Origin of the sequence: Streptomyces sp. ISL-43, from assembly GCF_018614195.1 — a bacterium.
Taxonomy (GTDB): Bacteria; Actinomycetota; Actinomycetes; order Streptomycetales; family Streptomycetaceae; genus Streptomyces.
Genome location: NZ_JAGGOT010000074.1, coordinates 1 through 10,928 on the forward strand (window position 1 = coordinate 1; position 10,928 = coordinate 10,928).

The 10,928-nt window shown below is 72.0% G+C and carries 11 protein-coding genes; 3 read left to right on the forward strand and 8 right to left on the reverse strand.

The window, feature by feature from the left end:
- Positions 1–704: 704 nt before the first annotated feature.
- Both J7F03_RS35200 and J7F03_RS35205 read right to left on the reverse strand, forming a co-directional pair.
- Positions 705–950: a DUF397 domain-containing protein gene (locus tag J7F03_RS35200; protein ID WP_214956790.1), complete on the reverse strand. Its 246-nt coding sequence runs from the start codon at positions 948–950 to the stop codon at positions 705–707.
- A complete protein-coding gene (locus tag J7F03_RS35205) occupies positions 947–1,789 on the reverse strand; it encodes a helix-turn-helix transcriptional regulator (RefSeq protein ID WP_214956810.1) in 843 nt (280 codons plus the stop codon). Before J7F03_RS35205 ends, J7F03_RS35200 begins: the two co-directional genes overlap by 4 nt.
- Before the next feature lie 127 nt (positions 1,790–1,916).
- Between J7F03_RS35205 and J7F03_RS35210 the strand changes: the two genes are divergently transcribed.
- Together J7F03_RS35210 and J7F03_RS35215 are read left to right on the forward strand one after the other, a co-directional pair.
- The gene (locus tag J7F03_RS35210) at positions 1,917–2,339 is read left to right on the forward strand and encodes an ATP-binding protein (protein ID WP_214956792.1); all 423 of its coding nucleotides are present in this window, start codon (positions 1,917–1,919) and stop codon (positions 2,337–2,339) included.
- 56 nt (positions 2,340–2,395) lie between these two features.
- Positions 2,396–2,812 carry a hypothetical protein gene (locus J7F03_RS35215; protein WP_214956794.1) on the forward strand — a complete coding sequence of 139 codons (417 nt, stop codon included), beginning with the start codon at positions 2,396–2,398 and terminating at the stop codon, positions 2,810–2,812.
- A 45-nt stretch (positions 2,813–2,857) separates the two neighbouring features.
- Here J7F03_RS35215 and J7F03_RS35220 read toward each other — a convergent pair whose 3' ends face one another.
- The 4 genes from J7F03_RS35220 to J7F03_RS35235 form a co-directional block, all read right to left on the reverse strand.
- Positions 2,858–3,400 carry a hypothetical protein gene (locus J7F03_RS35220; protein WP_214956796.1) on the reverse strand — a complete coding sequence of 181 codons (543 nt, stop codon included), beginning with the start codon at positions 3,398–3,400 and terminating at the stop codon, positions 2,858–2,860.
- Positions 3,397–3,657: a hypothetical protein gene (locus tag J7F03_RS35225; RefSeq protein ID WP_214956798.1), complete on the reverse strand. Its 261-nt coding sequence runs from the start codon at positions 3,655–3,657 to the stop codon at positions 3,397–3,399. Before J7F03_RS35225 ends, J7F03_RS35220 begins: the two co-directional genes overlap by 4 nt.
- Before the next feature lie 77 nt (positions 3,658–3,734).
- Complete coding sequence (locus tag J7F03_RS35230) at positions 3,735–4,595, reverse strand: LLM class F420-dependent oxidoreductase (RefSeq protein WP_214956800.1); 861 nt, start codon at positions 4,593–4,595, stop codon at positions 3,735–3,737.
- 187 nt (positions 4,596–4,782) lie between these two features.
- Positions 4,783–6,093: an ADP-ribosylglycohydrolase family protein gene (locus J7F03_RS35235; RefSeq protein WP_214956802.1), complete on the reverse strand. Its 1,311-nt coding sequence runs from the start codon at positions 6,091–6,093 to the stop codon at positions 4,783–4,785.
- 526 nt (positions 6,094–6,619) lie between these two features.
- Between J7F03_RS35235 and J7F03_RS35240 the strand changes: the two genes are divergently transcribed.
- Complete coding sequence (locus tag J7F03_RS35240; RefSeq protein ID WP_214956804.1) at positions 6,620–7,393, forward strand: DUF4190 domain-containing protein; 774 nt, start codon at positions 6,620–6,622, stop codon at positions 7,391–7,393.
- A gap of 36 nt (positions 7,394–7,429) precedes the next feature.
- Here the strand turns inward: J7F03_RS35240 and J7F03_RS35245 are convergent, their stop codons facing one another.
- Both J7F03_RS35245 and J7F03_RS35250 read right to left on the reverse strand, forming a co-directional pair.
- Positions 7,430–10,021, reverse strand: a complete 2,592-nt coding sequence (locus tag J7F03_RS35245) for a bifunctional FO biosynthesis protein CofGH (RefSeq protein ID WP_214956806.1) — start codon at positions 10,019–10,021, stop codon at positions 7,430–7,432.
- Between the two features lie 40 nt (positions 10,022–10,061).
- Entirely contained in the window at positions 10,062–10,850 is a 789-nt protein-coding gene (locus tag J7F03_RS35250; protein ID WP_214956808.1) for an SDR family oxidoreductase, read from the reverse strand.
- Between the last annotated feature and the right edge of the window lie 78 nt (positions 10,851–10,928).

Here is a 10,928-nt window from a genome sequence, read left to right on the forward strand (position 1 = left end):
GGATGGCCGGGGGGATGGACGCGGAGGGACGGCCTGGTCGGCAGTGCCCGTCCGGGGCGTTGAGGCGCACCGGATCGCTACACAGTCGCTCTCGGCTCAGCGTCCGGCGGCCGTCTGGGGCTGGACATAAGCCGCACACGGTCCGGAAGGTGCCTGATGTCGTCCAGCGACGATCCCTTCGTCCATAGCGACGGAGAACTGATCCTTTGACCCTCAGATGGTCGCCAAACCGGCACAAAAGGGACCGCATGACGGCCGTGGAGGGATCCGGCCCGCAGTCGCGTCGCCACAGGGGCAAATAGAGGTCATAGGCGGCTTACGAACGGCAACGGCCACAGGCAGGCCGCAGTCGCGTCGCGACAGGGGCAAATACTGCTCCTGGGCGGCTTGTGTCCGGCGAGGGCCACAGACGGGGGCCGGACGCTAAGCCGAGAGCGACTGTGTAGCGATCTGACGCGCCTCAAAGCCCCAGACGGGCCATACCAACAAGGCCGCCCCTCGGACTCTCACCCCCGGCCATCCCCCGGGGGGATCCCGGAAGTCTTGTGTTGTTCCGGGACGGGACGGTCGGTCAAGGGGGGCCGAAGGCCATCGCGAAGCGACGCGACGAAGGAGCGCCCTTGAGGGACCGGCCCGGCACGGAAGGACACTGGACTACCGGGACGCCCCCCGGAAACCGTCAAAGCCACCGACCCGCCCGCAGCTCAGCCCGCGGTGACCCCGCCCAGGAACGCAGCCCAGGATCCGGGCATCACGGCCAGCTCCGGCCCGGCGTCCACCTTCGAGTCCCTGATGTGCACGGAGTCGGCGCAGGCCGCGACCTCTACGCAGTCGTCGCCGTCACCGCTGCTGTACGTCGACTTGTGCCAGGACAGGGCGACTTCGACGCAGCTGTCGCCGTCGCCGCTGCTGTAACTGCTCTTGAACCACCGTAGCTGGGAGCTGTTCACAGACTTCCTCGCATTCGCATCAACAGGCCCATGCTGTCCGCAGGATTGAGGGCCTGGATGCGAAGTTTGGCATACCTCTGGTGGAGGAGGCTGACGTCTTTCGGGGCCGAGATCACCTGGCCCGTCTGCTGGCCCTCGCTGTAGCCCAGCCATTCGTTTTCTTCTGTCTCAAGGAGGCGGAAGGGCCCGCCCAGCCCCGCATGTTCGGGGCTGACCTTCGGCATGATCTGCAGATCTACGTTGGGCAGTGCGGCGCACGCGAGTAGGTGGTCGATCAGCTCGATGGTCACCCCTGGCCCTCCCGTCTGCCGCTCGATCACCACCTCGTCGAGGATGAAGCTGAAGATCGTGTACGGCGTGCGGTGAAGGACCTCCTGCCGGGCCAGCCGCGCCGCGATGCGGGCCTCGACCTCCTCCGTCGTCGGCAGCGGCAGAACCGCGCCGATCAGCGCGCGTGCGTAGGACTCGGGCTGTAACAGCCCAGGCACCGAGCGGGACTCGTACGTGTTCAGCGTGACGGCCCCCTCCTCCAGCTCCGCCCACCGCCTGAACCACGAAGCGAGCCCCCGCCTCCGCTGGAGCTGCCTCGCGGCGATGCGGATGACTCCGAAGGAGTCGAGTGCCTCTTCCGCCCGCTCTACGAACCGCACGGACGGGTGGCGGCGGCCCTGCTCGATGGAGCCGATGTACTGGACGGAGTAGCGGATCAGCGGGTGGAGCTGTTCCTGGGTCAGGCCGGCGCGTTTGCGGAAGGCTTTGACCGTCTCGCCGAAATTGCGTAGATCGCCGTCCGGTTCCGTCTCCCTGTCACCGCCGTCATCGACTGGTGCATGCGTCATCGCGGTCACCTCCCCGCGCCATGTTCACTGTCGGTGACAGAGCCTGTCCAGAGCGCAAACTCGTACAGTTGAAAAGTAGCGGTCCCCGTGCTGGAGAACACCCCTCCTCACGCGGGACGTTGCCCCCATGAGCGCATCCCCCGGATCCCCCCAGGCCCTCGTACGCGTGTTCACTCAGCGTTTCAGCTGCACCCGGCGCGGGGCCCGCCTCGCCCGGCAGCTGGTCCTCGTCGAGCTGCACGACTGGGGCATCCCCGATCGCACCGGGCTGTCCGAGGACGCCGGGCTCCTCGTCGCCGAGCTCGCCGCCAATGCCGTCACCCACGGGCGGGTCCCCGGGCGGGACTTCGAGCTGCGGGTCAGCTTGCTCCCCGGAGCCCTGCGCATCGAGGTGTCCGACGCCCGCCGGGACCGCCGGCCGGTCGTGCGGCCGCACGAGTACCAGGCCGAGGCCGGCTACGGGATGCGGATCGTCGATGCCGTCGCCGCCGACTGGGGGGTCAGGGACCGGCTGATCGGGAAGACGGTCTGGGCGGAGCTCAGGGCGTAGCCGGGGCCCGGCTCTCGCGTCGTGCCAGCCCGGGCGGCGAAAGCTGGACGGCACCTGTGGACCCGGAGCCGGGCCTACCGGCCCTCTTCCGTGCGGTTCGCGCCGGTGAGCTGCCCGATGATCTGACCTCGGTGGAGCAGTTCCTGCCCTTCAACGTCTCGATGCTCGACCAGCCCCTGTGGAGCATCGAAGGCCACTTCGCCGAGGTGGCCGGCTCTCACATGGCCGAGATCTACTGGTCCTCGCTGGAGTGGCCGGCGGCGCCGGAGCGCGACCTGTTCGGCGAGGGCAAACACGCCGAGGTCACGCTCCTGCTCAACTGCGACTCCCGCGACCTCGAAGTCCGCGCCGATACGCACCTGGTCCTCGTCCACGTCCGGCGCCGCAACGGCAACGGCTACGAGGACCGCTTGGCGCAGTGGCTCGCCGAGCAGATCGGACAGAAGGTCATCGGACCCCCGCAGCACACGTGAGGACGGTGGGGGACCGGGTGGTCGGAAAGACGGTGTGGGCGGAGCTCAGGGCGTAGCCCGCCAGCGTGGGGCCTCGTCGTCCGGGTCGTCGGGGGTGGCGAAGTGGAACGGGACTCCGAGGTGCGCCGCCAAGGCGGTGCCGGCGCGGGTCGCCGCGGCGGCGTGGGGGTGCCGGGGGTCGGAGTCGGCGCCTTCGGCTTCGAGGGCACGGACGCCCGTACCCCAGTAGACGGTGGCCAGTTCGTGGTCCCCGGCCGGGTCCTCCGTGAGGGCCAGCAGTCGTACGAACCAGCCGTGCACGGTGTCCCCGTCCCAGACGGCCTCGACCGCCACCACCCGGGCCCGGATGCCGGAGGTGCGGGAGGCAAGGGATTCCAGGTCGAGCGGGGAGTCGGGGGTGCGGGCAACCCGGTCGCCGAAGTGCTCGTACCGGTCGGCGACCAGTTTCTGGGCCTCGTTGAGGTCCACGCCCTGGGCGCGGCCGGCCTCCCACACGACGCGGACGGCGTTCAGCAGGCGGTCCTGGAGGACGTACCCGTCGACCTGGCCGCGGATGCCCTCGGGGAGTTCCTCCCACTCGATGTTCACAGCGCCGCCTCCACGGTCTCCGGTACGAACACGCTGACTTGGTACGTCGTCGGCTGTGACAGGCGGCCGCAGAGCGTGTCGAGGCGCAGCCGGGCCGGGTCGACTACGGAGCCCTCGGCGCGCAGGCGGCGCACGTACGTCCCGTACGCCGCGTAGTCCTCGGTGGAGAACAGGGGCTCCCACCGCCCAGGGGGCAGGTCCGCCGCCCGGCGGTGGTCCCGCTCCCTGCTGCGTTTGCGCTTGCGCTGGCCTGGCATGCGGTCATTCTCGGGGCGCGTGCCGCTCCATTATCAGCGGGTTTTTTTACCGGACCGAGGGCCACGGACGCCGACGCTCACAAGTACTGCGCGAAGGCGTCCAGGACGTGCAGGACCTCCGACTCGCCCTCCGAAGGGAGCTGCAGGACGACCTCCTCGATGCCCAGCTCCGCGTAGTGGCCCATCTTTCCCGGGGTGGGCTGGACGGCGTACGGGACCACCTGAAGGGACTTGGGGTCGCGGCCCGCGGCCTCCCAGACCTGGCGCAGGACCGGGAGGGACTCCGTCAGGCCGCCGCCGCCGATCGGGAGCCAGCCGTCGGCGTGGTCGGCGATGGCCGCGAAGAGCTTCGGGCCGGCCTGGCCGCCGATCATGGTCCGGGGGCCGTACAGGGGGATGCCCGGGGCGAGTTCGCGCGGGGCCTGGGCGGGCTTGGGGTGCGCCGAGCTGGCCTGGACCGAGGAGAACTGGCCGACGTACGCCGTGGGTTCGGGCGACCACAGGGCGCGCATCAGCGCCATGCGGTCGCGGACCAGCTCGCGGCGGGTGCGCCACTCGACTCCGTGGTCGGCGGCCTCCTCGACGTTCCAGCCGTAGCCGATGCCGAGGGTGACGCGGCCGCCGGACAGGTGGTCCAGCGTGGCGACCTGCTTCGCGAGGTCGATGGGGTCGTGCTGGGCGACGAGGGTGATGCCGGTGCCGAGGTGGAGCCGCTCGGTCACGGCGGAGGCCTGGCCGAGGGCGACGAACGGGTCCAGCGTGCGCCCGTACATCTCGGGGAGCTCGCCGCCCATGGGCGCGGCGGTGTCACGGCTGACGGGGATGTGGGTGTGCTCCGGGAGGTAGAGGCCGGAGAAGCCGCGCTCCTCCAGAGCGCGGGCGAGGCGTACGGGAGAGATGGTGCGGTCGGTGAGGAAGATGGTCGTGGCGATCCGCATGTGCGCTGGCACCTCCGTGGCGTGGGACGGCCAAGGTACGGCTTCGCGCGCGCGGGCGGCAGAGGCGCGCGTCGGCCATGGCTCGCTCAGGCGACGGCGACGGCGACGGCGACGGTCACGGTCACGGCGACGGCCACGGACACGGCTCGCGGCCCGGCTGTGGCCCCCGCTGTCGTGCCCGGGGCGGTCAGCCGCGCGGGTAGCGGGCCAGCCAGCCCGGGGAGGCGGACGAGGGGCTGTGCAGGGCGGGGCCCTGGGTCATCTCCAGGGCGAAGTCGTCCGCGAGTTCGAGGATCGTGGCGCGGCCTTCCAGACCGGCGAGCCAGCCCGCCGGGAGGGCGGTCTCGCCGTGCTGGGCGCCGAGCAGCGCCCCGCACAGCGCTGCCGTGGAGGCGGAGTCGCCGCCGTGGTTCACGGCGAGGCGCAGGCCGTGTGCCACGTTCTCGGCGACGAGGGCGCAGTACACGGCGATGGCGAGGACGTCTTCCGCGTCACGGCCGTCTCCGTCTCCGTCTCCGTCGCCGTCGCCGGAAGACAGGGCCTCGATCGTCTTCGGCGACGGGGCTCCCGCGGTGACGGCCGCGAGCGCCCGCTGCAGGGCGTCCGTGACGGGCTGGTGGCCGGGGCGGACGCCGAGCAGGCCGAGCGCGCGCTGCACGGCGGAGTCGAGGGACTCGCCGCGCGTCAGCCCGTGGACGATGACGGCGAGCGCGCCCGCCGACAGGTACGCGGCGGGGTGGCCGTGGCTCTGCGCGGCGCATTCGACGGAGAGCTGGAGGACGAGGGCGGGCTCCCAGCCGACCAGCAGGCCGAAGGGCGCCGAGCGGGTGGTGGCGGCCGCGTCGCGGGCGGTGGGGTTCTTCGGCTGGTCGAGGGTGCCGAGTACTTCGTCGGCGAAACCGGTCATGCAGGCGCGGGTGGGACCGCGGCGGGCGTAGAGCCACTCCTCCTGGGCGAGCCAGCCGTTGTCCACGCGGCGCTCGTCGGGGCCCCAGTCGTGCTGGGTGGCGGCCCAGCGCAGGTATGCGCGGTGCAGGTCGGTCGGCGGGTGCCAGGCGCCGGTGTCGCGGCGTACGTGGGCCCGTATCAGGCCGTCCACCGTGAACAGGGTGAGCTGGGTTGCGGCGGTTACGGGGCTGCGGCCGGCGGTCGGGCCGGGGGCCGGGTCGGTCAGGCCGGCGGGGCCGTGCGCGGCGTGCAGGGCGTCGAGATCGAGGGCGGCCACGGGGGCGCCGAGGGCGTCGCCGATGGCGGAGGCGAGCAGGGCGCCTCTGACGCGGCTGCGGAAGTCCTGCTGCTCGGTGCGGCCCCAGAGGCCGGTGGTGACGGCGGCGCGGCCGCCGATGGTGTCGCCGGCGTTGGGGCCGGTGGAGGGTCCGAGGCCGGTACCGGTGCCGGCGCGGCGGGGTTCGCCGGCGGGTGTGGGCACCGCCGTGAGTGGTCCGGCCGCGCCGGCCAGGCCCTGATGCTCCCCGGACTTTTCCGTCGCCGTGTCCATTTCGATCCCCCCGGACTGCCCGCGCGTGCTCTGGCGGGCACTGTAGTGGACAGGACCGATCGAGTCCGGAAGTAGTCGGTCATGCGACCCGTCCGGGGAGGTGGAACGGCTGGTTTCCGCCGGTCCCGCGCGGGTCCCTGCGCAGTGCCGGAACCTGTTTGCCCGACTGCCGCCCGACCCTGGCCGCGGACGTGTCGCCGCGCGGGCCGCTGTCCGGGCTGCTGTCCGGGCTGCTGTCCGGGCTGCTGTCCGGGCTGCTGTCCGGGCCGCTGTCCCCGACAGGGCCCGGCCAGGCTCGCCACCCGCCCTCGCTCCGACAAGCGTGGCCACGCCTTCCCCGGTAGCGTGGAAGTGGTCAGAACAGCACCGGCACGCATGCGTCGGCGTGGTCCGACGCACCGCCCGCCGAAGGCTTCCGAGACCACACCGGACAGGCCGCGGCCACCGTTGCCGCTTGCCGCCGCCGCCCGCACGCGTGCTCGGACCCGGCAGTTGCGTCTCATCCTCCGTGCAAGGAGAGCCACGCATGTCCATCCCGCCGCCACCACCTCCCGAGCCGGACCCGCAATGGGGGCCGCGCGGACAGGCGTGGCAGCCCGGCGACCCGCCGGGCTGGAACGCGCCGCCCGCGCCCGCGCCGATGTCCCAGCGGACGAACGTGCTGGCCATCGTGGCGTTCGTCATGTCGATCGTCTGCGCGATACCGCTGGTCCCGCTGATTCTCGGCATCGTCGCCCTCAACCAGATCCGCGAACGCGGTGAAAACGGCAAGGGTTTGGCCATCGCAGCCATCGTCATCCACAGCATGACCCTCGTGTTCTACGCGTTCGTGCTGGTCGCCGGGCTCTCCGGAGTGCTGGACGACGCGCCGAAGCGCGACACCGGTGGCCAGGTCACCGCGCCGGGCTCCAGCGAGTTGGAGAACATCCGCACGGGGGACTGCTTCAACACGGAGGACGATCTGGCGCAGTACAACGACAAGGACGCCGCCGAGGCCGCCCCGTCGGTGCGCATCGTGCCCTGCGACCAGCCTCACAAGGGTGAGGTGTACGCCGTTTTCGACCTGGAGGACGGTGTGTACCCGGGCACGGAGCGGCTGGTCTCGAGCGCCGACGAGAGCTGCGGCAGCACGGCGCTCACCGACTACGCGGGCCCTGCCACGAAGCTCCCCGCGGAGCTGAATTCGTACTACTACTTCCCGTCGTCCGACACCTGGACCCTCGGCGACCGCCAGGTCACCTGCTTCCTGGGCGACCCCGGCGGTCCGAGTACCGGCTCGGTCCGCGCTTCGGTTCCCTAGGCTTCCGGGCCCGCGCACGAGCAGGCCCGGCCGACGTCAGTCCAAGACCGGCAGCAGCTCCGGCAGGTGTCCGTCCGAGGCGCGCGCCGCGTCCTGGCGCTCCTGCGACACCTCCCCGTACAGCGTCGTACGGGCCTTCGCGGGCCGGCCGGCCGCACCGGCGACGGCGATCAGGTCCTGGACGGACTTGTACGAGCCGTAACCCGACCCCGCCATCCGGGAGATGGTCTCCTCCATCAGCGTCCCGCCCAGGTCGTTGGCGCCCGACCGCAGCATCTCGGCCGCGCCCTCCGCGCCCAGCTTCACCCAGCTGGTCTGGATGTTGGGGATGTACGGGTGGAGCAGGATCCGCGCCATCGCCGTCACCGCCCGGTTGTCGCGCACCGTCGGCCCCGGCCGGGCGATGCCGGCCAGGTACACCGGGGCGTTCGTGTGGATGAACGGGAGCGTCACGAACTCCGTGAAACCGCCCACGCCCTTGTCCAGCGCGGCCTGCTGGACGCGGGCCAGCGTACGGAAGTGGCCGAGCCAGTGCCGGGGCTGGTCCACGTGCCCGTACATCATCGTCGAGGAGGAGCGGATCCCCAGCTCGTGCGCGGTGGTGACCACGTCGATCCAGTCCGCCGTCGGCAGCTTGCCCTTGGTCAGCACCCAGCGGACCTCGTCGTCCAGGATCTCCGCCGCCGTGCCCGGGATGGAGTCGAGCCCGGCCTCCTTGGCCGCCGCCAGCCAGTCGCGCACCGACATCCCGGTGCGCGTCGCGCCGTTGACGACCTCCATCGGCGAGAAGGCGTGCACGTGCATGCCCGGCACCCGCTGCTTCACCGCCCGCGCTATGTCGAAATAGGCCGTCCCCGGCAGGTCAGGGTGGATGCCGCCCTGCATGCACACCTCGACCGCGCCCACGTCCCACGCCTGCGCGGCCCGGTCGGCGACCTGGTCGAGCGAGAGCGTGTACGCGTCCGCGTCCGTCCGCCGCTGCGCGAAGGCACAGAAGCGGCAGCCGGTGTAACAGACGTTGGTGAAGTTGATGTTCCGCGTGACGATGTAGGTGACCTCCTCGCCCACCACCGACTTGCGCAGGTCGTCCGCGATCCGGCACAGCGCGTCCAGCGCCGGACCGTCCGCGTGCAGCAGGGCGAGCGCCTGGCCGTCGGTGAGCTTCGTCGGATCGTCCGCGGCCTGGGCCAGGGCCGCCCGTACGTCCGTGTCTATGCGCTCCGCCACCATGCCGGGCGCCGCGGCCTCGCGCAGCGCCTCCCAGTCTCCGTAGACGTGGTCGAAGTCGTCGCGGCGGTCGCCGGTACGGCCCTGCGTGTCGATGGTGGCGTGCAGGTCGGTGCGCCCGTACGCGGCGAAACCCTCGTCCGGCTCCTGCCACGGGCGGCCCTCGACGCTCGCGGACTCGTCCGCCAGGCCCGTCTCCGCGTCGGCCAGCGCGCGCACGTGCGGCAGCAGCCGGGGATCCAGCCAGGGCTCCCCCCGCTGCAGGAACTCCGGGTAGATCGTGAGGCGCTCGCGCAGCTCGAAGCCGGCTGCCGCGGTCCGCTCGGCCAGCTCCTCGATGTGCGGCCAGGGGCGCTCCGGGTTGACGTGGTCGGGGGTGAGCGGCGAGACCCCGCCCCAGTCGTCGATGCCGGCGCCGATGAGCAGCGCGTACTCGGCGTCCACGAGGTTCGGCGGAGCCTGGATCCGCGCCGACGGTCCGAGGATGTGGCGGGCCACCGCGATGGCGGCTGCCAGCTCCTCCAGCTCGGCGTCGGGCATGCCGCGCATGGCCGTGTCCGGCTTCGCGCGGAAGTTCTGCACGATCACTTCCTGGATGCCGTGGTAGCTGCGCTGGATCCGGCGGAGCTCGAAGAACGCCTCGGCGCGCTCCTCGTACGACTCGCCGATCCCGATCAGCACCCCGGTGGTGAAGGGCACGTTGGAGCGGCCCGCGTCCTCCAGGACGCGCAGCCGGACGGCCGGCTCCTTGTCGGGGGAGCCGTGGTGCGGACCGCCGGGCTCGGACCACAGACGGGTGGCCGTGGTCTCCAGCATCATCCCCATCGACGGGGCGACGGGCTTGAGCCGCTGGAGCTCGGACCAGCTCAGGACGCCGGGGTTGAGGTGGGGGAGCAGACCCGTCTCCTCCAGGACGCGGATGGCCATGGCGCGCACGTAGGCGAGCGTGTCGTCGTAGCCGTGCGCGTCGAGCCACTCGCGGGCCTCCGGCCAGCGGTCCTCGGGCCGGTCGCCGAGCGTGAACAGGGCTTCCTTGCAGCCCATGGCCGCGCCCTTGCGGGCGATGTCGAGGACCTCGTCGGGGGACAGGTACATGCCGTGGCCGTCCCGGCGGAGCTTGCCCGGGACGGTGACGAAGGTGCAGTAGTGGCACTTGTCGCGGCACAGCCGGGTGAGGGGAATGAAGACCTTGCGCGAGTACGTGATGACGCCGGGCCGGCCGGCGGCCTCGAGCCCGGAGTCCCGCACGCGGGCGGCGGAGGCGGCGAGGTCCTCCAGGGCCTCGCCGCGCGCCTGCAGGAGTACGGCCGCCTCGGCCGCGTCGAGCGCGACGCCGTCGCGGGCGCGCCGGAGCGCGCGGCGCATCGAGTTGTCGGTCGGAGCGTCACTCGGAGTGGTCATGGGCCGAGCATACGATCCGCTCGAGGGCGGGTGGAGGGGCTCATCGCATCAGCTCACCGGCGTTGACCAGCAGTGACTGGCCGGTTATCGCCCGCGCCCGGTCGGAGGCGAGGAAGGCGGCGGCGTCGGCGACGTCCCCGTCGGTGGCCAGGTCGGGCAGCGCCATGCGGTCGGTGAGCCGCGCGTGAACCTCGGCTTCGGGAACGCCTTCGGTGTGCGCGGTGAAGGTGACGAAGGCCTGGACCGGAGGGCCCCACATCCAGCCGGGGAGCACGGTGTTGACGCGGATGCGGTGGGGGCCGAGCTCGCGGGCCATGGAGTACATGGCGGAGGTCAGGGCGCCCTTGGAGGCGGCGTAGGCGGCCTGCTGCACCTCGTTGGGGGAGGCGATGGCGGACTGGGTGCCGATGATGACGACGGACCCGCCGGTGCGCTTCAGGGCGGGCAGGCAGGCGCGGGTCATGCGCAGGGTGCCGAGCAGGTTCACGTCGAGGATCTGCTGCCAGGTGCCGAAGTCGGCGTCCTCGAGGCCGCCGAAGTACGAGTCCCAGGCGGCGACGTGCACGACGGCGTCGACCCCGCCGAACCGCTCCTGCGCGAGGGCGGCGAGGGCTTCGCACTGGCGCTCGTCGGAGATGTCGGTCGGCAGGTACGCGGTGTGCGCCCCGTCGGGATCGATCTCGGCGGCGGCCTTGGCGAGGTTGGCCTCGGTCCGCGCGCCGAGCACGGCATTGCCGCCGTCGCGGACCACGGTGGCGGCCACCTGATGCCCGAGCCCGGCCCCCACGCCGGAGACGATGACGGTCTTCCCTTGCAGCAACGGCGACATGGCGCGGCCTCCTGACGACGGGGCGAATCTGACGGTGCGTCAGGGTACGGGGCGGGGGGTGGGGAGGGAAGGGGGGTG

Coding starts and splice junctions, on each gene's coding strand:
- J7F03_RS35240 (WP_214956804.1), top strand. CDS start 6,620: ATGTCCATCCCGCCGCCACCACCTCCCGAGCCGGACCCGCAATGGGGG.
- J7F03_RS35225 (WP_214956798.1), bottom strand. CDS start 3,657: ATGCCAGGCCAGCGCAAGCGCAAACGCAGCAGGGAGCGGGACCACCGC.
- J7F03_RS35205 (WP_214956810.1), bottom strand. CDS start 1,789: ATGACGCATGCACCAGTCGATGACGGCGGTGACAGGGAGACGGAACCG.
- J7F03_RS35235 (WP_214956802.1), bottom strand. CDS start 6,093: ATGGACACGGCGACGGAAAAGTCCGGGGAGCATCAGGGCCTGGCCGGC.
- J7F03_RS35245 (WP_214956806.1), bottom strand. CDS start 10,021: ATGACCACTCCGAGTGACGCTCCGACCGACAACTCGATGCGCCGCGCG.
- J7F03_RS35230 (WP_214956800.1), bottom strand. CDS start 4,595: ATGCGGATCGCCACGACCATCTTCCTCACCGACCGCACCATCTCTCCC.
- J7F03_RS35250 (WP_214956808.1), bottom strand. CDS start 10,850: ATGTCGCCGTTGCTGCAAGGGAAGACCGTCATCGTCTCCGGCGTGGGG.
- J7F03_RS35210 (WP_214956792.1), top strand. CDS start 1,917: ATGAGCGCATCCCCCGGATCCCCCCAGGCCCTCGTACGCGTGTTCACT.